Genomic DNA, 25,370 nt, shown 5'->3' with positions numbered 1-25,370 from the left:
GAAAATCATGAAACGTCCTTCATTTCCACAGCAAGCCCTCGTCTGCGCCTTGATCTCCGCATTCACGAATCCATCAGCATTTTCCGCAGAGATCCCGCTTGCACAGTACCCTGCAGGTTCGGCACACAAAATGCCCATACCGAACGTGGTGTTGTCGGTTGATGATTCGGGAAGTATGGCCTGGAATGATGCGGGAGGCAGTGCAACGAGCAGTCAGCCGTCACGCATCTCTTCACTGAAGAACGGTCTGAAAAATGTCCTGATCAATACCAGCAAGTATGACAACCAGTTTCGTCTGGCATGGCAGTCAATGTGGCGATGCAATGATATCCCCAGCAGCCAGTCAGGATGCGATGGCAAGAATGCCATGGCAGTTTTCTCCGGCACGCACAAAACAAATTTTTCCACATGGGTGGACTCCATATCCGCCAGTGGTGGCACACCATCTCATACGATGATGTGGAATGCAGGTCAATATATGAAGACCACTGGCAAGGATAGCCCGTGGAATGCGACTCCTGGCGTGGCCGATAGCAGGCCCATTTCATGCCGCAGGGCATACCACGTCTTCATGACCGATGGTGGCTGGAACAGTTATCTGCCAAGCACCAGCTTTGATGCATTCGACTTTCAAACCAAGATGATCAGCACCCATGCGGAGGCCATTGGAAATTCAGATGGAACAAGCAAGGCACTTCCACAGCCGGATGCATCGAAATATGGTCCCACACTGACCTATAGCACGACAAGCGACCAGACCAAGATATATAGAGACAACTATGGTGGGGGCACGAAAAAACAAACCATCAGCAGAAAAGACTATTATTACGCATACCCTACTCTTGCCGACATGGCTTTTCATTATTGGTCGACTGATTTACAACCCAACATCGGGAACCAAATACCCTTTGAGCCCAAAAAATCGACGGATGAGACATTCAAGATGGGCAACAAATCTGTGACCATCAAACCAGAATGGAATCCCAAGAATGATCCGGCAACATGGCAGCACCTTGTCACCCATACGATTGGGTATGGTGCACGCGCCAGCAATTGGGACAACAGTGGAAGCAATCCTATTTTCACGAATGGCATGTACGGAGACGGCTTCACAGAAGCCATCTTAGGCACCAAGACGTGGACGGATGCTACCGACACTGATTACGACGGCAGTTACACCAGCGGAAGTCGCCGCGGCCAAGCCATTACCGATTATGTCCGCCCTGAAGAGCTATGGCACATGGCAATTAACAGTCGTGGGAAATTCTTCCCCGTACAGACCGGTGCCGACCTGGAAAAGGCATTTGACGAAATTTTCACATCGATTGTCGCGGACAATACAAGTCCGCTGACAGGCTTCACCAGTGCTTCAAGCTCCATCAGCCGCAACAATACGGAATCCTTCCAATCAGGCTACGTTGCTGCCGAGGATCTCAACTCAAACAAGAACCGCTGGAGCGGCTTTGTCGCATCCGAGAAAATCTCTATCGTCGTAGATCCACAGAATCCTCAGAAAATTACTTGGACCACGGCCCCAAACCCATCATGGGGTACCAATCCAAACAAAACAGCTCCTAACAATCACATGACCACTGCTGACAAGCTTGATGCCTTGTCCCCGGCAGACATTACCTCTCGACTGATCCTGTCCCACGATGGAAGCGCCGGGATATCTTTTGAGTGGGGAACGACAACACCACTGAGCACCGCACAACAAGCACTCCTTAATCTCACGCCCAGCGATGGTCGCGGCAAAGACAGAGTCAACTATATTCGCGGAGATCGCAGTAAGGAAGAGAATCAGACTAATGGCGTTTTTCGCCAGAGAAAGTCCCGCCAAGCAGACATTGTTAACTCCAACATCTGGTACGCAGGCCCTCCATCGCTAAGCTACAGTGCGAATAGCTATATCAGCTATGTCGGCGTGCAGAGCAAGCGCATCCCAATGCTTTATGTAGGTGGCAATGATGGCATGTTGCATGGTTTCTCCGCAATTGATGGCTCTGAAAAAATAGCCTACGTTCCACGCGGAGTCATCAAGAACCTTCCAGAGTTCTCCAATACTGGATACACTCACAGATATTATGTGGATGGATCGCCTTTTACAGGTGATGTCAATCTTGGGACGCAGAATTCCGCCAATTGGGCCACCTACCTAACCGGCACACTGGGTGCCGGAGGAAAGGGTTATTTTGTTCTTGATGTCACAAAACCAGGAACCACCGACGGGTTGATTTCCTCGAACTTTACAAAGACCAATGCCAGCACCCTGGTTGTCATGGACAAAACAGATGCCGTTGACGACGATATTGGTCATATTTTCGGAACCCCGGTGGTTGATGAGGCGAACCCTCAAAGAGCATTGCAAATCACGCAAACTAACAATGGGCGCTGGGCAGTCATCATGGGCAACGGCTACAACAGCATCAATGAAAGGCCTGTTCTGCTGATTCAATATCTGGACGGCAACAAGGAACTCCAGAAAATCTCTGCCGTCCCAGTCACCAATCCCAAGAATGTGGAAGCAGATCAGAATGGTCTATCCACTCCACAGTTCCTTGACGTCAATGGAGATAGCATTCCGGATATCGTCTATGCAGGAGATCTGCGTGGAAATCTCTGGAAATTCGACATCTCCAGCAATAATGCTTCCAATTGGGGCGTCGCCTTCGATGGTCAGCCATTATTCACTGCCACCTATTCCACGGGGGTGACCGGCAGTGCCACAAGCCGGCAACCGATCACCACGCCACCAGTGCTACGCCCGAACAGACAGGTAGGCGGACTGATGGTTGCCTTTGGGACGGGCCGCAGTCTGACTGAAGGTGATCGCACGGACACCGACTCCAAGCAGACCGTCTATTCCGTTCTTGACAACACGCGCTATAAAATAAGCTTGACGGGAGAAAATAAAGGCAAGGTAGTCTCACAAACCTCAGATCCCACCCCTGCAACCGTATCCCGCTCCCAGCTAATGAGTCAAATGATCGAAGGCGTCAAGAAAAGTGGAGAAGGATCAAGCGCCAGCCGTGATTTCTGGGCGGTCACTGAAAATCGCGCCATTTTTGACTGCCAAGGAAAATCAAATTGCACTGCGGTCAAAGGATGGTATTTCGACCTACCAGAAGCTGGAGAGCGTGTCCTCAGGGCCATTGAGTTCTTTGACGGAAGCAGTGTTCTCGAAATCATGAGTGAAGTACCGGCATCTGGAGGCGCTACAGCTGGTTCTGAAGAAAGTTGTGAACCGACACCAAAGGCCGCGAAGCCTTTTCGCACCCTGCTCACAATTGATCAAGGAGCACGCCCACGGACACAGATTCTCGACCAAAATGGAGATGGTCTCTACAACTCCGGTGACAAATATGCCAACCGCATGACGGCAGATACCAAAGAACTTCGCTTCAGTACAAAGACACTGCAGATCCGTAAGGGCAGCAGCAGTGGTGGTGGTGGTGGTGGTGGTGGTGGTGGCTGCGGCACCAATTGCGATTCTTTAGCAAAAATCCCAGAGTTGCTGCTGCGCCCCAACTGGCGACAACTCAATTAATGAAGATTGATGAAAATAAAATCATGAAAACAAGATACGGTGGATTTACACTGATCGAATTGATGATTGTGGTCGCCGTGGTAGGCATACTTTCAGCCATCGCCATGCCGAGCTACAACGAGTACATCCGACGCGGGCATCGAGCAGAAGCCAGGGCGGGCCTATTGCAGGCGGCACAATGGTTGGAGCGTGCAGCCACCTCCAATGGAACCTACCCACTTACTGCCGCGTTCCCCGCTTCCTTGAAGACGGTTCCTTCCAGCCGCTACGACATTTCATTGAATTCAACAGATGGAAGTACTTTTACGCTGACAGCCACACCCAAGGGAGCCCAAGCCAACGACAAGTGCGGCAACTACACCTTGACGCAAAGCGGCCTGCGTGGAGCCAACGGAGCCACGACAGGCACCATCGTTACCGACTGCTGGGGCAAGTGAGCACCGGGTAGATGCCAATCCGCCAGGCGCTGATCGAGCCCAGGCTTGTTACCATCCCAGGCACCATGACAAACACCGTGCCACACATGCACCAAGCGCTTGGGCTCGCCGCCCAGGCGCTTTTTCTTTCCTCCCCCAATCCGCGCGTAGGCTGCGTACTGGTGGCACCTGATGGCCGGGTCGTTGGCCAGGGGTTCACCCAGCAGGCTGGTGGCCCACATGCCGAAGTGATGGCGCTGCGCGATGCCGCAGCACAGGGCGAGGATGTGCGCGGAGCAACCGCCTATGTGACGCTGGAGCCTTGCTCGCACCAGGGCCGTACAGGTCCCTGCTGCGATGCCCTGATCGCTGCAGGCGTTGCCAAGGTGGTAGGCGCACTCACCGATCCCAATCCCCAGGTAGCTGGCCAAGGTTTTGCGCGGATGAGTGCTGCAGGTGTACAGGTGGAGGTGGGACCAGGTGCAGCCGAATCGCGCGAACTGAACATCGGCTTCTTCAGCCGCATGCTGCGCGGCATACCGTGGGTGCGCATGAAGGCCGCCAGTTCCCTTGACGGCGCAACCGCATTGCACAACGGTGTCAGCCAATGGATCACCTCGCCCGAGGCACGTGCCGACGGCCATGCCTGGCGCGCGAGGGCCTGCACCCTGCTGACGGGCATAGGCACGGTGCTGGAAGACGATCCGCGTCTGAACGTGCGTGAAGTGCCTACCCAGCGCCAACCGCGCATCGCGGTGGTGGATAGCCGGCTGGACACGCCGCTCACCGCCCAGGTACTGAAGACGCCCGGCGGCTGCCTTATCTACACCAGCAGTCAGGATACTTTGCGGTCCGAAGATTTGCAGGCGGCTGGCGCGACGATCATCCACATGCCCAACGCGCACGGCAAGGTGGACTTGGCCGCCATGCTGCGTGACCTGGCCGCGCGCGGTACGAACGAGCTGCATGTGGAAGCAGGCTTCAAGCTCAATGGCTCGCTGATACGCGAAGGGCTGGTCGATGAACTGCTGCTGTACCTGGCCCCCAAGCTGCTGGGCACGGGTGGCATGGGCATTGCCAGTTTCGGGCCGCTGGACGCGCTGTCCGAGGCCCTTGCGCTGGAGTTGCACGATGTGCAGCGTATAGGGCCGGATCTGCGCGTTGTTGCTCGTGTTGAAGGGCGCGCCAGCTTCTGACGCGGACAGCAGCTTCCTGGACCAGCGGCTGGCGCAGCCGTCCGACACCCGATTGACCGATCCTTGGGCCAAATCTTCGAATCATGTCCGGCGCTCGCAACCTACAGCCTCTTCCATCCGTCAGCCTCTTCCGAGGCCTGCGGACCACGCTTGTCCTGCTGGTGTCCGCCGTGGTCTGCGGCTGCGCCAGCAGCTTGCCCTCTCAGGTCGATCGCCCCGTCACTGCCGCCTTGGAAGCTCCGCAAAGCACGCCATTGGGCTCTTTGGTGCAGCAATTGCGGCCAGCCAGCGTCAGGCCTCAAACCTCTGCCTTCACCCTCCTGTCCGGCGCCCAGGCCGCCTACGGCGCACGGCTGGCCCTGGTCGAGGGTGCGCAGCAGACGCTGGACCTGCAGTACTACGCCATCCATGCCGACGAGAGCACGCAGCGCCTGCTGCGCGGCGTGGTGGAGGCGGCGCGGCGTGGCGTGCGGGTGCGGGTGTTGCTGGACGACTTCCACAGCACGGGGGCGAATGCGCAGGTCATGCGGCTGGCCTTTGTGCCGGGCATAGAGATGCGCATGTTCAACCCGCTGGCGGGCGCACGCAGTTCCGTGCTGGGGCGGGCCTATACGCTGTTGACGGATTTCCAGCGGGCGCAGCAGCGCATGCACAACAAGCTCTTCATTGCCGACAACGCCATGGGCGTGATCGGGGGACGCAATCTGGGCGATGCGTATTTCGACGCGGACAGCGCCAGCAATTTCGTGGACCTCGACGTGCTGGCTGCGGGGCCGGTGGTCGGCGATCTGTCACGCAGCTTCGACAGCTATTGGAACAACCCGCGCGCCTATCCGGTTCAGTCGCTCATCAGTCTCAAGGAGCTCAAGCAGCTGCGCGAGCGCTTTGCCGATGATGGCGATCAGGCGCAGGACGAGGACCCTACGCCTGCCGTTGCCGCCAAAGAGGCAAAGACGGCTGAGCAGGCCGCCGCACACAGCCGCATCATCTGGGACCAGCAGCCCATGGATTTGCGTAAGGCGCCATGGACCTGGGCCTCGGCCGCCGTGCTGGTGGACCAGCCGGCCAAGATCCCACTGGACAGGGATGACAGCCCGAGCACCAGCGCGGACGCGTCTGCGCCAGCCACACCCGCCCCGAACAGCCCGCAGGCCAAGCCTGCTGGCACGCTGTCCATGGGCCAGCCAACTCCGGCCTTGCGCCAGGCGGCGCGCCCGGTGCTGGAGGCCGATTCGGTAGTGGACGGCCTGCTGGCCCTGGTCCGCAAGACGCGGCGCGATCTGCTGGTGGTCTCGCCCTATTTCGTGCCCGGTCCGGACATGATGGAGGCGTTTCGCGGCGCGCGGCAACGCGGGGTGCGCGTGCGCATCCTGACCAATTCACTGGCCTCCAATGACGCGCCCCTGGCCCATGCCGGCTATGCGCGCCACCGCAAGGCGCTGCTGGAGATGGGCGTTGAACTCTATGAGATGCGCAGCACAGCGGCCAGTGTCCGCTCTGCGTTTGGCTCGGGCAGCAGTGGCGGTGGAGGTCCTTCAGGCGCCACGGGTGCCTCGCGCGCCATGCTGCACTCCAAGCTGCTGGTGGTGGATGGTCACCTGGTGGCAGTCGGCTCGATGAATCTGGACCTGCGCTCGCAACTGCAGAACACCGAGATCGCCCTGCTCATCGCCAGCCGCGAGTTCGGCCGGCTGGCCACGCAAAGTATTGACGAGGGCCTGCAGGACGGCAGCTGGCGCGTGGAGATCGACAAGGATGGAGGACTGGTCTGGCGCGCCTCGGAAGCCAGCGACCGCGCCGACGAGCACAGCGAGCCCGATGCCAGCTGGGGCCTGCGCCTGATGCTCAAGCTCCTGGGCCCGCTGGCGCCGGACCACCTGCTGTAGGCGGGCGACAGCGCTACAACCCCGCCCACTCCTGGCGCCGAGCCAGCGCCTGGACCCAGAGGGTGATCTCGCGCTGATCGGTCTGGGTGCGCACCTCCTGATAGGCCTGCTCGGCCTCGGGAAAGCGGCGGCGCAGCAGGTTCAGCCATTGCTTGAGACGGCCTGCGCGCTGGCGCGGCTCCAGGTCCTCGCAGACCATGTCCCAGAAGCGCTGAACCTGGGGCACGAGGTCGCTCCAGTACACCTCGGCGGCCGGGGTCTGCTCACCTTCAACGGCGGCGCGAATGGCCAGCGCCAGGCCCGGGTCGGCAACGATTCCCCGCCCCAGCATCAGGTCGCTGCAACCCGATTGCTCGCGGCAGCGCAGCGCCTCCTGCACCGTCCATATCTCGCCGTTGGCCACCACGGGCACGGTCACGGATTCGCGGATGCGCGGGATCATCTCCCAGTAGGCGGGCGGGCGGTAGCCATCGAGCTTGGTGCGGGCATGAACGACGATTTCGCAGGCACCGCCGGCCTGCATGGCCTGGGCGCATTCGGTCATCAGGGCGGTGTCATTGAAACCCAGCCGCATCTTGGCCGACACGGGCATGGCCGCTGGCACGGCGGCACGCACGGCGCCCACCACGCGCGCAATCTGTTCCGGGTCCTGCAGCAGCGCAGCGCCGCCGCCGTGGCGGTTGACGACCTTGGCCGGGCAGCCGAAGTTCAGGTCGATGCCCTCCGGCCCCAGGCGCGCCAGATTGGCCGCGTTGGCCGCCATGCTGTCCGGGTCCGATCCCAGCAACTGGGCCCGCACGGGCACCCCCGCCAGCGTCCGGCTGCCATTGTTCAATTCCGGCATGGTGCGCAGGAATACCTTGTCGGGCAGCAGCGTCCCCGTGACGCGGATGAACTCAGAGACGCAGCGGTCCGCACCGCCCACGCGCGTGAGCACATCGCGCAGCACGAAATCAAGCAAGCCCTCCATGGGCGCCAGCAACAGTCTCATCAGCTGTGTTCCGGGGCCTGCAGCCCCGTCTTCCTGTTACAGATCAAACAATATTCCTGCGGCCCGTATTGGCCGCCTGCCCCTTCGAATCGCCCCTCATCAAGGCGGCGGCAGGCGATTGTGCCCTTGCCGCAGCAAGTTGCACCGGACCAGTTGTCATGGCTTTTTCACGCCACGGTCATTCATGTAACGTGCAATCGGGGCTTGTCGGACTCCCCTGCCCCAACCATGCTGCTGCAAAAAACCGCCAAGGCCCTTGAAGAGTTGCAGCCCGGCCGGCGCAGCCTGCCGCTGCGCGAGCGCTCGGTGCTGCTGATGGCCGATGGCCGCACCGAGGAGCAGCTGCAGCAGGTGCTGGGTGCCCAGGCCAGGGAGCTGGTACAGCAGCTGATAGACAGCGGCCATCTGCAGCGCCTGGCCGGCAATGCCATCGAAACATCGCCCCAGCCGCGGCCCCCCGCGATGGCGCCAGCCGCTGCCAGGGAACCCGCTTCACCAGGCCCTGCCGCCACGCTGAATCTGGCCGGCACACGCATGTATCTGTTCGACCTGTGCGAGCGCATGTTCGCCAACCGCCATGAGGACAAGGCCCAGGTGCTGCGCCATCTGCTGCGCGAAGCGCGCGACCTGGCGGCTCTGCAGGCCGCCGCCTTACAGCTGCTGCAGACCGTGCAGGAGCATGCCGGCAACGAGCGCGCGGATGCGCTGCGCGAGCGGCTGCAGCATCTGCTGCCCCAGGAGGCAAACGAGTCAATGGCAGCGCAAGGCGCCTGACCGGGATGAAAGCGTGGGTGCCGGCGATCAGCGAGGCGCCAGGCGCCACAGCGAGGTGACTTCGGCAGCGCGTGCGGCGTGCAGCGGATCGGCAGCGTCCGCAGCCTTCCCATGGCGTGGGCGGATGTCCTCTCGGCCCAGGACCTGCAGGCCAGCGGCCTCGATCCACTCTAGCAATTGCTCGCGCGAGCGCAGTTGCAGATGCTCGGCCAGATCCGACAGGATCAGCCAGCCTTCGCCGCCCGGCAGCAGATGCGCTGCAAGGCCTTGCACAAAGCCGCGCAGCATGCGGCTGCCTTCGTCGTAGACGGCCTGCTCCAGCAGGGAGCTGGCCTTGCCCGGCAACCACGGTGGATTGCAGACCACCAGGGCGGCCCGGCCTTCGGGGAACAGGTCTGCCTTGCGCAGGCTCACGCGCTGCGCCAATCCCAGTCGCTGCAGGTTGTCCTGCGCACAGGCCAGGGCCCGGTCGCTCAGGTCGGTGGCCACCACCTGCCGCACGCCACGGTACAGCAAGAGAGCGGAAAGCACACCCGTGCCCGTGCCGATATCCCAGACCGCGGCATCGGCCTGCTGGGCTGCGGCCGGCAGGGGCGCCTGCGCCACCAGATCCAGGTACTCGCCGCGCACCGGGGAGAACACGCCGTAGTGCGGATGAATGCTGAACTCCGGCATGCCCGGCACAGCCAGGGCCACGCCCTTCTTGCGCCACTCATGCGCGCCCAGCGCGCCCAGCAGTTCACGCAAGGGAACGATGACGCTGCGCGCACCCTGATCGGCGGGAATGTCGCCCCAGGCCTCGCGGCAGGCCTCGCTCCAGTCCGGGGCGCGGCGCAGGGCGCAATGCCAGCTGGCATCGAGCTCGATCATCACGCTGGACAGAATGCGTGCCCGCTGCGCCAGCGCCTGGCGGTGCAGGTGGAAGGCATGGGGAAAGACAGGCTTGGCGTCTTCCTTGCCGGCCCGCCGATGGCGAGCCTTGGCGGACGTCTCACGTGCAGGCTTGTCCAGGCGGCGGCCCAGCGCCGACAGCAATTGCCTGGCATTCTGGAAATCGCCACGCCACAGCATCGCCTGGCCTTCGCAGGCCAGGCGGTAGGCGCTGTCGGCAGACAGGCTGTCGTCGGCGATGACGATGCGGCGCGGTGCGGTCATGGTGCTGTCCGCGCGCCACAGCGCTGCCTGCGTGGCCTCGTTCTCCTGCCATTGCAGCAGGGACCAGTTCTGGGAAGAGGACAAGGCCTGCTGCTCCGTGAGTGATTTAGGGGGAAAGCGGGTCGGAGACCCGATCAGTTCAGTGCGCGCTTGAGCCGCACTTCCTCGATCTTGAGACCACCCACCTGGGCCGTCTTGGCGGTGGACATTTCGCGCTTGAAGCCGGCGAGCTCGTGAAAGCGCAGCGCGCGTTCATTGCGCAGCGGCACCCACGACGTGACATTGGTGCAGCCTTCTTCAAGCAGGCCGTCGCGTGCGGCGTCCCACAGGGCCACGCCCACACCCTGATTCCAGTGGGTAGGTGCAGCATAGATGGCCCAGATTTCACCGGTGGTCTGGCGCGACTTCTCATCGCGCGAGCGGTCGAAGCCGACGAAGCCGACGATCTTGTCGCCATCGATGGCGACCTGAACCTGGGGCTCGCAAAATTCAATGGCTTCGCGCCAATAGGCCTGGCGTTTTTCTACCGACGACATGCTCTTGAGCTGGTCATCGGGAACCAGACCTCGGTAAGCCTCCATGGCGGAAGCAGTATGGATCTGGGCAATCGCTTTTGCATCGCGGAGAGTGGCTGGACGAACCTGGATACTAGACATGGAAAAACCGAAACGAAAACAGGTGAAAATAGAAGGGCGTGATTTTCACCGGAATCGCGCTTTTTGCGTGCATCGAGCCCCTTAGCCATGCACGCAAGTACGGCTGTGCTCGTTTTCTTGCCCTCGGCTATCGGATGTGCTATGTGCTCTTCAAAAAAGAGCAGCTAGTGCATGCAACACAAGGCTCGCCAAGGAATCAGTTGACAATTCCTCACGATGCAGGCATGCCCAGCAGCACGCCCGATCGAGCCCTTGCTCACAGCCAGCGGCGCATCAGTTCCATGATGCGATCGAACTTCGCACCATAGGGCGGATACAGCATGGCGGCCCCTGACCAGCGCGACTGCACGAACACCGCCTTCTGATGGCTCAGCCGCGCAAAGCCCTGCTCCGAATGATAGGCACCCCAACCGCTGTCGCCCACGCCACCGAAGGGCAGGTTCTCGTGCGCGAAGTGCAGCAGGGTGTCATTGACCGTCACCCCGCCGCTGATGGTGCGTGACAGCACCGCATCACGCACCTTCTCGTCGCGGCCGAACCAGTACAGCGCCAGCGGCCTGGGCCCGGCGTTGATGGCCGAGACCACGTCGTCCAGCCTGTCGTAGCTGATCACGGGCAGGATGGGGCCGAAGATCTCCTCCTGCATGAGCTGCATCTGGCTGGTGGCATTGAAGACCAGGGCCGGTGCCATCTGGCGCTCCACGGCATCACCCCAGGCCATGTCCGCCCCCTCCTGGCTGGCGCCGCCGTCCTCCATCCATTCGACATGGGCGCCCATGCCCTGGGCCTGGCGCAGCATCTGCCGCAGGCGGGCCAGGTGGCGCTTGGTGAGGATGGCGGCATAGTCCGGGTTGCCGGCAAAGCGCGGGAACAGCCGCTGCGCGGCGGCGCGAAAGGCCTCGGCGAATTCGGCCTCCTGTCCACGCGGCAGCAGCACGTAGTCGGGGGCAATGCAGGTCTGGCCTGCGTTGACGAGCTTGCCATGTGCGATCTTGAGCGCCGCCTCCTTCAGGTCGCAGTCGGTGGAGACGATGCAGGGCGACTTGCCGCCCAGCTCCAGCGTGGTCGGCGTCAGGTGCGCTGCGGCCGCCTGGGCCACGCGCCGGCCCACGGCCGTCGATCCGGTGAACAGCAGATGGTCGAAGTGCAGGCCCGAAAACTGCGTGGCCACGCTCACATCGCCTTCGATCACGGCGAACTCCTCGGGCGCAAAGAACTGCCCCACCAGCGCGGCCAGTTGCGCCGACGTGTGCGGCGTGAGTTCGCTGGGCTTGAGCATGACGCGGTTGCCCGCTGCCAGGGCCGTGATGGCAGGCCCCAGCGCCAGCTGCACCGGATAGTTCCACGGAGAGATCACCCCCACCACGCCCAGCGGCTGGCGCTCTATCCACCCACGGCCCGGCATGAGCATCAGCGGCGTGCGCACCCGCTGGCGCCCCGACCAGCGCGCCAGATGGCGCAGCGTGTGCTTGAGCAGGTTGCGCAGCACGAACAGCTCCACCATCTCGGTCAACCGTGGCGAGCGCATGCCGAAGTCGGCCTGCACTGCGGCAGCCAGCACGGGGCCGTGCTCGTCCAGCAGCTTTTGCATGCGCAGCAGCCTCTCGCGGCGCACCAGCAGCGGCACGTCCACCTGCGCCCGGCTGGCCTGGTACTGAAGTTCGAAGACGCGATGAAGATCCATCTGGGTCATAGGGCTCAATGGTAAGAAGACGCGGCAGACGCTCTCGTGCTGCACAGGCCGCCTGCGGGTTGGCTGGATACGGCGGCAAGCAGCCAGAACGGCTCGGAGAAAAAAAAGGGAGCCTTGCACGGGCTCCCGAGGGTTACAGACTATACGGGCCGATATGCGCGGCCTGGGCGCGAAGATGCGCAGGCCGCGTAAAGGCTGCAGCAAGACGCTTCAGGGCTCGCGCACTTCACGGGGCTGAACGTCGGTCACCTCGCCCGCTCCCGGCAGCACGCCTGCGCCTGCACCTGCGCGACGGCCACCGCCTTCAGCCGCGCCGTAGGCGCGCTGCGGGCGCTGGGCCATCCACTCGGAGCCGGAGCGGTAGACGGTCTGCCAGCCAGCCCGCGGGCTCATGCGCATGGCCCAGGGCATGACCGGCTGGCCGGTGAGCCTGGCCCACAGCGCCCGCACGGCCCAGACCAGGGCCAGCAGCGCTGCTGCGGTGAGCAGGCTGACAAAGAAGACCAGGCCCACAAGCATCAGCAGGATGCGAACGGCCCAGCGGGTCAGGGTGGCGACGAAATCGTTCAAAGCAAAGCCTTTCTTGGCTGGCCCGGTGCGTCAGGCGGAGTCTGCCGCATCGAACCGGAATACGCCCGGTTCCTGTACCGGGTCCACATGCACCGCAATCGTGCTCTTGGGCGGGAAGCGCCCTTCGAGCAGCAGTTTCGACAACGGATTCTCGATCCGCTGCTGTATCGCGCGCTTGAGCGGCCGTGCCCCGAAAACGGGATCGAAGCCCACCTTGGCCAGTTCGGCCAGTGCCTGGTCGGACACCTGCAGCGCAAGGTCCATTTTCTCCAAACGCCGTTCCAGCAGCTTGAGCTGAATCCTTGCGATCGACTCGATATTCTTCGCGTCGAGCGCGTGGAACACCACGGTCTCGTCGATACGGTTGAGGAATTCGGGTCGGAAATGGTTCTTGAGTTCCCCCCAGACCGCGTCTTTCACATCATCGTAATCCTCGCCGACCATGGCCTGGATCAGCAAAGAGCCTATGTTGCTCGTCATCACGATGACCGTATTCTTGAAGTCCACGGTGCGGCCCTGGCCGTCGGTCAGCCGGCCGTCGTCCAGTACCTGCAGCAGCACGTTGAAGACGTCGGGATGGGCCTTCTCCACCTCGTCGAGCAGCAGCACGCTGTAGGGCTTGCGGCGAACGGCCTCGGTCAGGTAGCCGCCTTCCTCGTAGCCCACATAGCCGGGCGGCGCGCCGATCAGGCGGGCCACGGAATGCTTTTCCATGAACTCGCTCATGTCGATGCGCACCAGATGGTCTTCGCTGTCGAACAGGAAGCCGGCCAGCGCCTTGCACAGTTCCGTCTTGCCAACGCCCGTGGGGCCCAGGAACAGGAAGGAACCGGTGGGCCGGTTGGGATCGGACAGGCCCGAGCGCGAACGGCGGATGGCGTTGGCCACGGCCGAGATGGCCTCGTCCTGGCCGACGACGCGGTCATGCAGCCGGTCTTCCATGCGCAGCAGCTTGTCCTTCTCGCCCTGCATCATCTTGGCCACGGGAATGCCCGTGGCACGGCTGACCACCTCGGCAATCTCCTCGGCGCCCACATGGGTGCGCAGCAATCTGTGGGCGGGCGCACCGCCCTGCCCTTGCTCGCTGGCCTGGGCTTCATTGAGCTGCTTTTCCAGCGAGGGCAGCTTGCCGTACTGCAGCTCGGCCACCTTGTTGAAGTCGCCCTTGCGCTTGAGCTCGTCGATCTGGATACGGATCTGGTCGATCTCCTTGCGGATCTGCTCGGAGCCCTGGGCGCTGGCCTTCTCGCTCTTCCACACGTCTTCGAGGTCGGCGTACTCGCGCTCCAGGCTGCCGAGTTCCTCCTCGATCAGTTGCAGGCGCTTTTGCGAGGCCTCGTCCTTTTCCTTCTTCATGGCCTCGCGCTCGATCTTGAGCTGGATCATGCGGCGCTCGAGCTTGTCCATGACCTCGGGCTTGGAGTCGATCTCGATCTTGATCTTGGCCGCAGCCTCGTCGATCAGGTCGATGGCCTTGTCGGGCAGAAAGCGGTCGGTGATGTAGCGGTGGCTCAGCTCGGCCGCGGCCACAATGGCCGGGTCGGTGATGTCCACGCCGTGGTGGGCCTCGTAGCGCACCTGCAGGCCGCGCAGGATGGCGATGGTGTCCTCGACCGAGGGCTCCTCGACCAGCACCTTCTGGAAGCGCCGCTCCAGCGCCGCATCCTTTTCGATGTACTTGCGGTATTCATCGAGCGTGGTCGCGCCGATGCAGTGCAGCTCGCCGCGCGCCAGCGCAGGCTTGAGCATGTTGCCCGCATCCATGGCGCCATCGGCCTTGCCGGCGCCGACCATGGTGTGGATCTCGTCGATGAACAGGATGATGCGCCCCTCTTCCTGGGCCACTTCCTTGAGCACGGACTTCAGGCGTTCCTCGAAGTCGCCGCGGTACTTGGCGCCGGCCAGCAGGCCCGCCATGTCCAGCGACAGCACGCGCTTGTTCTTGAGGCTTTCGGGCACCTCGCCGGCCACGATGCGCTGGGCCAGGCCCTCGACAATGGCGGTCTTGCCCACGCCGGGCTCGCCGATGAGCACGGGGTTGTTCTTGCTGCGGCGCTGCAGCACCTGGATGGAGCGGCGGATTTCGTCGTCGCGGCCGATCACCGGATCCAGCTTGCCGATGCGCGCGCGCTCGGTCAGGTCCAGGGTGTATTTCTTGAGGGCCTCTCGCTGGCCTTCGCCTTCGGCGCTGTCCATGGTCTGGCCGCCGCGCACGGCGTTGATGGCCGACTCCAGGCTGGAGCGCGTCACGCCGCTTTCCTTGAGCAGTTGGCCCGCACGCGTGGAGGCGCCGCTGCTGTCGGTCAGCGCCAGCAGGAACAGCTCGCTGGCAATGAACTGGTCGCCGCGCTTGAGGGCTTCCTTCTCGGTCGCCTGCAGCAGCCGGCCCAGCTCGGAGCCGACCTGCACCTGGTCCTGGTGCTGCACGCGCGGCAGATCGGCCAGGGCCTTCTCGGCCGCGGCCTGCAGCTGGCCCACGTTGGCGCCGGCGCGCTGCAAGAGCGAGCGCGGACCGTCGTCCTGGCGCAGCAGCGCCACGAGCAGGTGCAGGGGTTCGATATTGGATTGGTCACCGCCCAGGGCCAGCGTTTGCGCGTCGGCCAGGGCTTCCTGGAACTTGGTTGTCAGTTTGTCGATTCGCATGGTGTTTCTTTTCGCTCCTGAAACAGGGTCATTGCGATTTATCTGATACCGGCAGGGCAAATTTCAAGCCATGCCCGGCCCGCAAGGACAGACGCTTGCGCCAGATCAAGGCCGGCGAGGCCGGCCATCCTTCTCAAGCATTGCGCTGAAAGATCGAGAACTGCGTAGGCGTAACGCCCAAATGCGCCCGGAAGCTGCGCACCAGGTGGCTGGCGCTGGAAAAGCCGCAATCCAGCGCCAGCTCGGCCAGCGGCGGCACGTTGCGCGCAGACAGGGCGCGCCGTGCCCGGGCCAGGCGCTGCTGCAGCACCCATTCGTGCACCGTGCAGCCCATGCTCTGGCGGAACATGCGTGCGAAATGGAATTCCGAAAGGCAGGCCTGTCTCGCCAGTGCCGGCAGCGACACGGCCTTGGAGTCATGCAGATGCGCCTCGATATGGGCAAGCACCCTGCGCCGCACGGCCGCAGAGAGCCCGCCCAGCGGCCGCTGCAGCGCCTGCACCTGGCGCGGCGTGGCGGACTGCAGCACCAGCCGGTCCACCAGTTGCTGGCCAATGGCATCGGCCGCCAGTTGCTGCTGCGGGTCCTGCCAGTCCAGTTGCATCAGCGCACGGGCACCGGCGTGGAAGGCCTGATCGTCCCCGTAGATCTGCGCACGCAAGGTGCGCGAGCGGGGCTCGGCATCCAGCATGCGGACCACGCGCCCCGCCCAAGCCAGGTCGGACACATACAGGTGTAGGAACTGCACGGGCGATCGCACCAGCCAGTGCGATTCGTCCTCTGGCGTGAAGATGCAGATGCGCCCCGGCGCCCCCATGGCCTCGGGCCGCGCCTTGAGTTGCGAGCCCTCGCCGCCGGCCAGGTAGACCGACAAGGTGTGGTGGCCTGGCTGGCAGTAGCGCACCTCGTCGTCCACATTGGCCCAGACGGCCAGCTCCACCCCCTCGCTCAGGCGCACGCGCCGCTGCAGCCTGGCCTTGGAGCGTGACAGCACCTGGCACAGGTGGCTGGATGGCAGCTCGGGCAGCGGCGTGGGCGTCATGGCAGCGATTGTGGTCCCGCGGCCATACCGACGCATGGCGCCAGGCCATCAAACCGCAGGAATCTGCCATGCCCGCCCAGCCTGCGGCGCCATCATCACCGGCCATGACTGCCACCCTCTATGCCCTGGTCGTGTTGATCTGGGGTTCGACCTGGATCGCCCTGAAGCTGCAGCTGGGCGCCGTGCCCGTGGAGCTGTCCATTGCCTACCGCTTTGCGCTGGCCGCCGTGCTGATGTTCGCCTGGCTGGCCTGGTCGCGCCAGCTGCGCGTGCCCCGCGGCCCGGCGCTGCCGCGCGTGCTGGCCCAGGGCCTGTGCCTGTTCAGCTTCAACTTCGTGTGCTTCATGCATGCCAGCGAGACGCTGGCCAGCGGCCTGGCCGCCGTGGTGTTCTCCAGCGCCAATCTCTGGAACGCGCTGCTGGCGCGCATCATCCACGGCCGCAGGCTCGCGCGCCATGTGCTGGCCGGCAGCCTCTTCGGCCTTGCAGGCCTGGTGGCGCTGTTCTGGCCCGAGCTGCGCGCAGGCCGGCATGCCAGCCTGCCCGGCCTGGCCTGGGCGGTGCTGGGCACGCTGTGCTTTTCCTGCGGGAACATGCTGTCGGCCTCGCTGCAGTCCATGGGCTGGCGGCCCGCACAGACCAATGCCTGGGGCATGCTGGCCGGCACGCTGCTGCTGACCGGCTATGCGCTGGTGGCAGGCCTGCCCTGGCGCTTCGATGCCAGCTGGACCTATGTGGGCTCCTGGCTGTACCTGGCCATTCCGGGCTCGGTGATCGCGTTCACGGCCTACCTGACCCTGGTCGGACGCCTGGGCCCCGAGAAGGCGGCGTATGCGACGGTGCTGTTCCCCATCGTTGCGCTCAGTATCTCGGCCCTTTTTGAAGGCTATGTGTGGACGCCGCTGGCCGTGGGTGGCCTGCTGCTGGTGATGTTCGGCAACCTGCTGGTGTTCCGGCCGCCGCAATGGTTGCGGGGTGCCGCACTGCGCAGGGCCTGAAGCGTCAGCTCACTGGCGCCAGCGCGCCAGCGCCTCTTCGTCGCTGACGCGCGCGTCCACCCAGCGCGCGCCCTCGGGCGTCTGTTCCTTCTTCCAGAAAGGCGCCAGCGACTTGAGGTAGTCCATGATGTATTCGCAGGCCTGGAAGGCCATGCCCCGGTGCGATGCGGTGACGGCCACGAGCACGATCTGGTCCATGGGCTGCAGCGGGCCGATGCGGTGGATGACGCGCGCGCCATGGATGCCGAAGCGCTGCACGGCCTCGTCGATGATGGCCTCGATGGATTTCTCGGTCATGCCCGGATAGTGCTCCAGCTCCATGCTGGCCACGGTGGCGCCCTCGTTGCGGTCGCGCACGGTGCCTATGAAGCTGCAGACCGCCCCCACGCGGGCGTCGCCGGAGCGCAGGGCGGCGAGTTCGGCCGATACGTCGAAATCCTCGGTCTGGATGGATACACGGGCTGCTTGCATGCCCGCATTGTCGCAGGGCGGCGGCGCGCCAGAAGGCGATGAACGCGGTAGCATTGCCCTCCCCCGCCCCCAGCGCTTTTTTGCTGCGGCGGGCCACGCATGGCCACACTCACGATCACCACCCCCGAATACACGCTCTATCCCTCGCCGCGCAACGAGCAGCGCGTGGTCTACGAGCACCAGCTGTTCGTGCCCCATCCCTACACCATCATCCACCTGCCCGACTACGGCTTTCGCGGCAAGGCCACGCTGTTTGCAGCCCACCGGCTGGGCGACGGCAAGATGGGCCAGTTGGTGAGCTGCGAGCTGGCCGAAGACATCGCACGCTTCGAACGCCTGTTCGAACCCGATTGAGGCGCGCCATGGACGACACCAGCCAGATACAGCCGCCGCCGAGCTTTGCCGCCCTGTATGCCGACCGGCACGGCCGGCTCAAGGCATCCATTGCAGACGTGGTCGGGCGCTATGAACTGTGCGAGGACCTGGCCAGCCACCTGGTCGAGCAGGCACAGACGCTTTACCACTCGGGCAATTCTTCGGAGCAAGGCGTGCTGCTGGGCATGCACGCCGGCCTGGCTGCCGAAGGCTCCATCGTCAGCCCCGGCGAGGCACGCTGGATCGTGCAGCGCCTGGCCGAGCTGCTGGAGTGGCAGGCACCGCTGCTGCCCGATGCATCAACCCCTCCCGGCGCCGAAGGCGCAGCCTGAAGGTCACCACCGAGGCGCTCAGGCGCGCTACACTGCGCGCCATGCCTGCAATCTTTGACTTCCCCACATGCCACGGTGATGCCGTGCGCCTGTGCCTGGGCAAAGCCTGCAAACCCCAGCTCGTCTGACCGGAGCTGAGGTTCCGTCCAGATGAGCGACGGAACCGGCCCGGCAGCCTCCATCTCCCCTTCCCGCATCCCTTCAGGCGCCTGCCTTTCCGCCCTCGGTCTGGCCGGTGGCTGCGTCCGGTCGTTCATTGTTTGAATCACCCGAAGGGATCTTCCATGTCTTTGCCATCCACCACCTCGCCGCAAGCCCGATTCCAGGGGCTGTGGCTTCCGCTGGTCACGCCCTTTCTTCCTGGAGATGAGGCGGCGGTGGACCACGGGGCGCTGCGCGCCCTGGTGCAGCACTACAACGCCAGCGGCATCGCCGGCTACGTGGCCTGCGGCTCGACCGCCGAGGCCGCCGCGCTGAGCGAAGCGGAGCACGATGCCGCCCTGTCCACCATCCTCTCAGCGGCCCAGGGCATGCCCGTGGTCATGGGCGTTTCGGACTGCCACCTGGGGCATGCGCTGGCCCGCGTTCAGGCACTGAACGCCCTGCCGCTGGCCGGCATTCTGGTGCCCGCGCCGCATTACATACGCCCGTCGCAGGCAGGCCTGCTGCAGTGGTTCACGGCGATTGCCGAGCGCAGCGCCCATCCGGTCATCGTCTACGACATTCCCTACCGCACCGGCGTGGTGCTGGAGCTGGCCACGCTGCGTGCGCTGGCCGCCCATGAGCGCATCGTGGCCATCAAGGATTGCGGGGGCGATGCCGCCAAGACCCAGGCACTGATCGCCGATGGGCAACTGCAGGTGCTGGCCGGCGAAGACGCGCAGATCTTTTCCACGCTGGCCCTGGGCGGCGCGGGAGCGATTGCTGCCAGCGCGCACGCGCATACAGGGCACTTCGTCGAGCTGATGCAATGCCTGGAGCGCGGCGACCTGCCCGCTGCCCGTGCGATGTGGCAGCCGCTGCAGCCGCACATCGCCGCCTGCTTTGCCGAGCCCAACCCCGCCCCCATCAAGGCCTTGCTGGCGCAGCAGGGCCGAATGCGGGCAACGCTGCGGGCGCCCATGCAGCCGGCATCGGCCGCGCTGGCGCAGCGGCTGGCCGGGATTCAGCTGCCGCTGCTGCCGTCCGCAGACGGTGTTGCCGAACGCAGGTCGGCGTAGCGGTTCAGGATGCGCTGCACCTGACCGTGCGTCCACTCGCCGCCCCGGGCCGCGGCAACGCCGCGCGCATTGAGTTCGGCGGCCATGGCGCGGTGCGTCAGGCCGCGCGCCTGCAGTTCGGCGAACAGCGCCTCATGCTGCTGGGCAAAGGCATCGGCCGTGGATTTGCGCTTTTCCACGGTGGCGCGCAGGTTGTCTGCGCCTGCGCGGCCCAGTTGCACGCCGCGCGCCTTGGCTTCGGACAGGGCCTTGCGCGTGCGTGCGCTGATGGCCTGGTCCACGGGCTTGTCGGTGGTCATTTGGGTCAACCTCCGGTCACGGGGGGGAAGAAAGCCACCTCGTCCCCCTGCCGAATGGCGGCACCGGCATCGCACAGGACCTGGTTCAGCGCCATGCGCACGGCCTTGCCAGGGGCCAGCGCTTCGGTGGCGGCACCGCCACGCGCAATCAGTTCCTCACGCAGCGCGCCCACGGTGGCGGCCTCGGTGGACAGGGTTTCGCTGCCCGTGCCCAGGGCTTCGCGGATGGAGGCGAAATAGCGCACGGTGATGGTGATGGCGGTGGGGACGGCCTGGCTCATGACAGCAGCTCCGAAAAGGCGATGAAGCGCACCCGGTCGCCCGGCGCTATGGCCTGGCCTGGCGGGTTGTCCACCACGCCATCGCCCCAGGCTGCCGAGGTCAGCACGCCCGAACTCTGGTTGCGGAACAGCTCCAGGCCACCGCCCTCGTTGTAGCGCACGCGCAGGAATTCGCGGCGCTTGTCCCCGCGAGGCCAATGGAAGTCGGCGCGCACCTCGACCGAGCGCGGCAGCGCCTGCTGCACGCCCTGCAGGCGCAGCACGAAGGGGCGCACCAGCAAAAGGAAGGTGACGAAGCTGGAGACCGGGTTGCCGGGCAGGCCGATGAAGTGGGCAAAGCCTTCGCCCTCGCGGTTCACGCGGCCATAGGCGAAGGGCTTGCCGGGCTTGACGGCGATCTGCCAGAGGTCGAGCTGGCCCAGCGCCTGCACGGCGGGCTTGACATGGTCTTCCTCGCCGACCGACACCCCGCCGCTGGTCAGGATCAGGTCATGCGCGCGGGCCGCCTCGCGCAAAGCATCCACAGTGGCCTCGCGCCGGTCGGGGACGATGCCGAAGTCGGTGACCTCGCAGCCCATGCGCTGCAGCAGGGCGCGAAGGAAGAATCGGTTGCTGTTGTAGATGCTGCCGGGCGGCATCTGCTCGGGCGCCACGGTGCCCGGCATGACCAGCTCGTCGCCCGTGGAGAACAGGGCCACGCGCGGCTTGCGTGCCACGCGCAAAGAGGCCAGGCCGATGCTGGCGGCCAGGCCCAGCTCGGCCGGCGACAGGCGCGTGCCGGCCGCGATGACGGTGGCGCCGCGCCGGATGTCTTCGCCCGAGCGGCGTATCCATTGCCCGGCCTCGGGCCGCGCCTTGATGCGCACGCGACCGTCTTCCAGGACTTCGCAGTCTTCCTGCATGACGATGGCATCGGCACCTTCGGGCACCGGAGCCCCCGTGAAGATGCGCGCCCCCGTGCCCACGGCCAGCGGCTGGCCCACGGCGCCTGCGGGGATGCGCTGCGAGACGGGCAGCTCGGCATTGCCCTGCGTGCATTCGGCGCTGCGCACGGCGTAGCCGTCCATGGCGCTGTTGTCCTGGGGCGGCACCTGCAGCGGCGAGACGGCGTCGACCCGCAGCACGCGGCCATCGGCGTCAAAGCAGTCCACGGTGTCATCGCCAGCCAGCGGCAGTGCCTGGGCCAGCAGTTCGGCCAGCGCTTCATCGAGGGGCTTGAGCGGGGCTCGCATGGTTTTTCTCCTAGTCTTGGCCGCTGTCAGGTGCACGGTAGCGCAGGCGCTCCCCCTGATCCAGCAGCCATTGCAGTATCTGCGCTGGCGCGTTGAGGTCCAGCACGGGCTGGCGCGGCGGCTCGGGCAGGCGGGCCGGCGCATCGGTTGCCACGGCCAGCACATGGGGATCGTGCGGGAACAAAGGCGCCTGGGTCTTGCCGGCGCTGGTGCGCTCGGGCTGCTCGCGCCAGATTTCTATCTTGGGCAGGTCGGCGTGCTTGAAACCTTCTACCAGCACCCAGTCCACGAGGGGGTCCAGCTCGGCCAGCATGTCGTGCACCGACAGCTCCGTGGGCCGGGGGAATTCGCGCATCAGCGCCAGACGGCGATCGGAAGCCAGCACCACCTCATAGGCACCCGCCTTGCGGTGGCGCCAGCTGTCCTTGCCCTCGTGATCGACATCGAAATGGTGGTGGGCATGCTTGACCACCGAAACGCTGAGCCCCTGCGCACGCATCAGCGTGATCAGGGGCTCCACCAGGCTGGTCTTGCCCGAGCCGGAGTAGCCGGCGAAGCCGATGACCTTCATCGCCATGCACTCCAGCTGCGGACCTGCGGACAGCCCGGCCGTGGCATCAGTCGCAATGCCGGGCGATGTAGGCCTTGACCTGCTCGGCGTCGGCCGGCAAGTCGGTCACGCGCTTGGGCAGGTCCTCGATGCCTTCGAACTTGGCCGGGCGATCGGGCAGGCGGCCCAGGGCCTCCTCGATGGTGGCGGCGAACTTGATGGGCAGTGCCGTCTCCAGCACGATCATGGGCACGCCGGCCTGCAGCTGCTCGCGCGCCACCTTGACGCCGTCGGCCGTGTGCGTGTCGATCATGGTGCCGAAGCGCTCGAAGGTATCGCGGATGGTGGCCAGGCGGTCGGCATGCGTGCTCTTGCCGCTGACGAAGCCGTAGCGGGCAGCAGCTTCCTGGAACAGCGGGTTGCCGCCCAGGTCGAAGCGGCCCTGGCGTGCCACGCCCTCGGCGAACAATTCGCGCGTGGCCTGTCCATCGCGACCCAGCAGGTCGAACACGAAGCGCTCGAAGTTGCTGGCCTTGGAGATGTCCATCGAGGGGCTCGATGTCTCGTAGGTGTGCTCGCTGCCGCGCACCACGTAGGCGCCCGTGCGGAAGAACTCGTCGAGCACATCGTTCTCGTTGGTTGCCACCACCAGGCGCGCTATCGGCAGGCCCATCTGGCGCGCCACGTGGCCGGCGCAGATGTTGCCGAAGTTGCCACTGGGCACCGTGAAGCTGACCTTCTGGTCATTGCCCTGCGTGGCCTGCAGGTAGCCGGCGAAGTAGTAGACGACCTGGGCCAGCAGGCGGGCCCAGTTGATCGAGTTGACCGTGCCGATCTTGTACTTCGCCTTGAAGGCGTGGTCGTTGGAGACGGCCTTGACGATGTCCTGGCAGTCGTCGAACACGCCTTCGATGGCGATGTTGTGGATGTTGGCATCCTGCAGGCTGAACATCTGGGCCTGCTGGAAGGGGCTCATGCGGCCGCGCGGGCTGGTCATGAACACGCGCACGCCCTTTTTGCCGCGCATGGCGTACTCGGCGGCGCTGCCGGTGTCGCCGCTGGTGGCGCCCAGGATGTTCAGCTCCTCGCTACGGCGGCCCAGTTCGTACTCGAACAGGTTGCCCAGCAGCTGCATGGCCATATCCTTGAAGGCCAGCGTGGGGCCGTTGGACAGGGCTTCGAGCCACAGGCCGTCTTCCAGCGGGCGCAGCGGCGTGATCTCGGCCGTGCCGAACACCTGCTGCGTATAGGTCTTGGCGCACAGGGCGCGCAGATCCTCGGCCGGAATGTCGTCGATGTACAGGCTCAGGATCTCGAAGGCCAGGGCCGCGTAGCCCTGCTCCTTGTAGATGCTGCGCAGCTCGCCCAGGCGGGCGGCATCGATCTGCGGATAGCGCTCGGGCAGGTACAGCCCGCCATCGGGCGCCAGGCCCTCGAGCAGGATGTCGCAAAAGCGCTTGCGGTCCGCGTGGCCGCGCGTGGAAAGATAAAGCATGTCGCTTCCTCGTCAGTATTCTGTGAGACGGGGCGCGGCCGATGCCAGGGATGCCGAGCAAGGGCCGCCCCGCAGCGAGGGCGTCGTCCCCCTCCCGCGTGCGAGAGAGGGGGAAGCGGCGCAGCCGCTCAGGGGGTGTCTTAGTTCAACTCTTCCTTGCGGATGCGGTTGATAGGGGCCAGCACCGTGGGCAACTGCTGGATCTGCGCCAGGGCAGCATCCATGTCGCCTTCGCGCGTGGCGTGGGTCAGGATGATCAGGTCGGTCTGCGGCACGCCCTGGCTGCCTTCGCTGTCGCCGCTCACCTCGCCAGCCTCGCGCTGCAGCAGGGCATCGATGCTGATGCCGGCACCGGCGAGGATGCTGGTGATCTTGGCCAGCACACCGGCTTCGTCGGCCACGCGGATGCGCAGGTAGTAGCTGGTGACCACCTCGCTCATGGGCAGCACGGGCAGCTCGCCACCTGCGGCGACCAGCGTGTTCGACTGGAAGGCCAGCGGGGGCACGCGGTGCTCGGGGTCGGCCGTGTGCAGGCGGGCAATGTCCACCAGGTCGGCAATCACGGCGCTGGCCGTGGGCTCGGAGCCCGCGCCCTTGCCGTAGTACAGCGTCGTGCCCACGGCGTCGCCATGGACGACGACGGCGTTCATCGCGCCTTCCACGTTGGCGATCAGGCGCTTGGTCGGCACCAGGCTGGGGTGCACGCGCAGCTCGATGCCCTTGTCCGTGCGCTTGGTGATGCCCAGCAGCTTGATGCGGTAGCCCAGTTGCTCGGCGTACTTGATGTCGGCCGCAGACAGCTTGGTAATGCCTTCCACATGCGCCTTGTCGAACTGCACGGGAATGCCGAAGGCGATGGCGCTCATCAGCGTGACCTTGTGGGCGGCGTCCACGCCTTCGATGTCGAAGGTCGGATCGGCTTCGGCATAGCCCAGGCGCTGGGCCTCCTTGAGCACCACGTCGAAGTCCAGGCCCTTGTCGCGCATCTCGGACAGGATGAAGTTGGTCGTGCCGTTGATGATGCCGGCCACCCACTGGATCTGGTTGGCCGTCAGGCCTTCGCGCAGCGCCTTGATGATGGGGATGCCACCGGCCACGGCCGCTTCGTAGGCCACCATCACGCCCTTCTCGGCGGCGGCCTTGAAGATTTCGCTGCCATGCACGGCCAGCAGGGCCTTGTTGGCCGTGACCACATGCTTGCCGGCGGCAATGGCCTCCAGCACCAGGGCCTTGGCAATGCCGTAGCCGCCGATCAGCTCGATCACCACGTCGATCTCGGGGTTGGCGATGATCTCGCGCGCATCGCCGACCACCTTGGCCGTGTCGCCCACGACGGAGCGTGCGCGTTCCGTATCCAGGTCGGCCACCATGGCAATCTCAATACCGCGGCCCGCGCGGCGGCGGATCTCTTCCTGGTTGCGCTGCAGCACGTTGAAGGTGCCGCTGCCCACGGTGCCAATGCCCAGAAGGCCTACTTGGATCGGTTTCATAAACTACTTGCCAGTCAAAAAATGCTGCGGCGCCCAGAGGGTGCGCGCCGGCAGCCGG

The 25,370-nt window shown here is 64.6% G+C and carries 23 protein-coding genes; 9 read left to right on the top strand and 14 right to left on the bottom strand.

Annotated elements, in window-relative coordinates; all coding sequences use genetic code 11:
* Positions 1–7 precede the first annotated feature (7 nt).
* The 4 genes from ACF8LI_RS06040 (at position 8) to ACF8LI_RS06025 (ending at position 7,045) form a co-directional block, all read left to right on the top strand.
* On the top strand, positions 8–3,547 hold the full coding sequence (locus tag ACF8LI_RS06040) for a pilus assembly protein (RefSeq protein WP_392414746.1): 3,540 nt from the start codon (positions 8–10) through the stop codon (positions 3,545–3,547).
* A 23-nt stretch (positions 3,548–3,570) separates the two neighbouring features.
* The gene (locus tag ACF8LI_RS06035) at positions 3,571–3,984 is read left to right on the top strand and encodes a type IV pilin protein (protein WP_154836330.1); all 414 of its coding nucleotides are present in this window, start codon (positions 3,571–3,573) and stop codon (positions 3,982–3,984) included.
* A gap of 86 nt (positions 3,985–4,070) precedes the next feature.
* Positions 4,071–5,159 (top strand): bifunctional diaminohydroxyphosphoribosylaminopyrimidine deaminase/5-amino-6-(5-phosphoribosylamino)uracil reductase RibD, encoded by a 1,089-nt coding sequence (gene ribD, locus ACF8LI_RS06030; protein ID WP_392414747.1) that lies wholly within the window; start codon positions 4,071–4,073, stop codon positions 5,157–5,159.
* Positions 5,160–5,242: 83 nt separating this feature from the next.
* Positions 5,243–7,045 (top strand): phospholipase D family protein, encoded by a 1,803-nt coding sequence (locus ACF8LI_RS06025; protein ID WP_392414748.1) that lies wholly within the window; start codon positions 5,243–5,245, stop codon positions 7,043–7,045.
* Positions 7,046–7,058: 13 nt separating this feature from the next.
* Here ACF8LI_RS06025 and ACF8LI_RS06020 read toward each other — a convergent pair whose 3' ends face one another.
* Positions 7,059–8,036: a tRNA-dihydrouridine synthase gene (locus ACF8LI_RS06020; RefSeq protein WP_047217374.1), complete on the bottom strand. Its 978-nt coding sequence runs from the start codon at positions 8,034–8,036 to the stop codon at positions 7,059–7,061.
* Positions 8,037–8,264: 228 nt separating this feature from the next.
* Here ACF8LI_RS06020 and ACF8LI_RS06015 point away from each other — a divergent pair, with 228 nt between their 5' ends.
* A complete protein-coding gene (locus ACF8LI_RS06015; RefSeq protein ID WP_047326631.1) occupies positions 8,265–8,810 on the top strand; it encodes a hypothetical protein in 546 nt (181 codons plus the stop codon).
* A gap of 27 nt (positions 8,811–8,837) precedes the next feature.
* Here the strand turns inward: ACF8LI_RS06015 and ACF8LI_RS06010 are convergent, their stop codons facing one another.
* From ACF8LI_RS06010 to ACF8LI_RS05985, 6 genes are all read right to left on the bottom strand, one after another.
* Positions 8,838–10,049 carry a methyltransferase gene (locus ACF8LI_RS06010; RefSeq protein ID WP_392414749.1) on the bottom strand — a complete coding sequence of 404 codons (1,212 nt, stop codon included), beginning with the start codon at positions 10,047–10,049 and terminating at the stop codon, positions 8,838–8,840.
* A gap of 50 nt (positions 10,050–10,099) precedes the next feature.
* On the bottom strand, positions 10,100–10,621 hold the full coding sequence (locus tag ACF8LI_RS06005) for a GNAT family N-acetyltransferase (RefSeq protein ID WP_026062042.1): 522 nt from the start codon (positions 10,619–10,621) through the stop codon (positions 10,100–10,102).
* Positions 10,622–10,877: 256 nt separating this feature from the next.
* Positions 10,878–12,314, bottom strand: coding sequence for an aldehyde dehydrogenase family protein (locus ACF8LI_RS06000; RefSeq protein WP_016447735.1), 1,437 nt, complete (start codon positions 12,312–12,314; stop codon positions 10,878–10,880).
* Between the two features lie 210 nt (positions 12,315–12,524).
* Positions 12,525–12,884, bottom strand: a complete 360-nt coding sequence (locus tag ACF8LI_RS05995) for a hypothetical protein (protein WP_016447736.1) — start codon at positions 12,882–12,884, stop codon at positions 12,525–12,527.
* A 30-nt stretch (positions 12,885–12,914) separates the two neighbouring features.
* Positions 12,915–15,527 (bottom strand): ATP-dependent chaperone ClpB, encoded by a 2,613-nt coding sequence (gene clpB / locus ACF8LI_RS05990; RefSeq protein ID WP_209672496.1) that lies wholly within the window; start codon positions 15,525–15,527, stop codon positions 12,915–12,917.
* Between the two features lie 133 nt (positions 15,528–15,660).
* Entirely contained in the window at positions 15,661–16,569 is a 909-nt protein-coding gene (locus ACF8LI_RS05985; RefSeq protein WP_017404082.1) for an AraC family transcriptional regulator, read from the bottom strand.
* 104 nt (positions 16,570–16,673) lie between these two features.
* Here ACF8LI_RS05985 and ACF8LI_RS05980 point away from each other — a divergent pair, with 104 nt between their 5' ends.
* Positions 16,674–17,567, top strand: a complete 894-nt coding sequence (locus ACF8LI_RS05980; RefSeq protein ID WP_236884552.1) for a DMT family transporter — start codon at positions 16,674–16,676, stop codon at positions 17,565–17,567.
* A gap of 9 nt (positions 17,568–17,576) precedes the next feature.
* Here ACF8LI_RS05980 and moaE read toward each other — a convergent pair whose 3' ends face one another.
* The gene (gene moaE, locus ACF8LI_RS05975; protein ID WP_017404080.1) at positions 17,577–18,038 is read right to left on the bottom strand and encodes a molybdopterin synthase catalytic subunit MoaE; all 462 of its coding nucleotides are present in this window, start codon (positions 18,036–18,038) and stop codon (positions 17,577–17,579) included.
* 99 nt (positions 18,039–18,137) lie between these two features.
* On the opposite strand from moaE, the gene ACF8LI_RS05970 reads away from it, so the two are divergent.
* The 3 genes from ACF8LI_RS05970 (at position 18,138) to dapA (ending at position 19,965) form a co-directional block, all read left to right on the top strand.
* Positions 18,138–18,392, top strand: coding sequence for a hypothetical protein (locus ACF8LI_RS05970; RefSeq protein ID WP_016447741.1), 255 nt, complete (start codon positions 18,138–18,140; stop codon positions 18,390–18,392).
* A gap of 8 nt (positions 18,393–18,400) precedes the next feature.
* Positions 18,401–18,745, top strand: coding sequence for a hypothetical protein (locus ACF8LI_RS05965; RefSeq protein WP_252651898.1), 345 nt, complete (start codon positions 18,401–18,403; stop codon positions 18,743–18,745).
* Positions 18,746–19,029: 284 nt separating this feature from the next.
* Positions 19,030–19,965 (top strand): 4-hydroxy-tetrahydrodipicolinate synthase, encoded by a 936-nt coding sequence (gene dapA / locus ACF8LI_RS05960; RefSeq protein ID WP_392414750.1) that lies wholly within the window; start codon positions 19,030–19,032, stop codon positions 19,963–19,965.
* Here the strand turns inward: dapA and ACF8LI_RS05955 are convergent.
* From ACF8LI_RS05955 to ACF8LI_RS05930, 6 genes are all read right to left on the bottom strand, one after another.
* A complete protein-coding gene (locus tag ACF8LI_RS05955) occupies positions 19,911–20,264 on the bottom strand; it encodes a recombinase family protein (protein ID WP_392414751.1) in 354 nt (117 codons plus the stop codon). The two genes, dapA and ACF8LI_RS05955, sit on opposite strands and share 55 nt — an antisense overlap.
* 5 nt (positions 20,265–20,269) lie before the next feature.
* Positions 20,270–20,545, bottom strand: a complete 276-nt coding sequence (gene moaD, locus ACF8LI_RS05950) for a molybdopterin converting factor subunit 1 (protein ID WP_277848864.1) — start codon at positions 20,543–20,545, stop codon at positions 20,270–20,272.
* The gene (gene glp / locus ACF8LI_RS05945) at positions 20,542–21,777 is read right to left on the bottom strand and encodes a gephyrin-like molybdotransferase Glp (RefSeq protein ID WP_392414752.1); all 1,236 of its coding nucleotides are present in this window, start codon (positions 21,775–21,777) and stop codon (positions 20,542–20,544) included. Before glp ends, moaD begins: the two co-directional genes overlap by 4 nt.
* 10 nt (positions 21,778–21,787) lie before the next feature.
* Positions 21,788–22,348, bottom strand: a complete 561-nt coding sequence (gene mobB, locus ACF8LI_RS05940; RefSeq protein WP_016447747.1) for a molybdopterin-guanine dinucleotide biosynthesis protein B — start codon at positions 22,346–22,348, stop codon at positions 21,788–21,790.
* 46 nt (positions 22,349–22,394) lie between these two features.
* Positions 22,395–23,822 (bottom strand): threonine synthase, encoded by a 1,428-nt coding sequence (thrC, locus tag ACF8LI_RS05935; protein WP_392414753.1) that lies wholly within the window; start codon positions 23,820–23,822, stop codon positions 22,395–22,397.
* Positions 23,823–23,962: 140 nt separating this feature from the next.
* Positions 23,963–25,312, bottom strand: a complete 1,350-nt coding sequence (locus ACF8LI_RS05930; RefSeq protein WP_016447749.1) for a homoserine dehydrogenase — start codon at positions 25,310–25,312, stop codon at positions 23,963–23,965.
* Positions 25,313–25,370: the final 58 nt, after the last annotated feature.

Origin of the sequence: Delftia sp. WSY_12 (assembly GCF_043104645.1) — a bacterium.
Lineage (GTDB): Bacteria > Pseudomonadota > Gammaproteobacteria > Burkholderiales > Burkholderiaceae_C > Comamonas > Comamonas tsuruhatensis.
The sequence above is the reverse complement of the archived record's forward strand: the minus strand, read 5'-3'. Positions and strand labels throughout refer to the sequence as shown.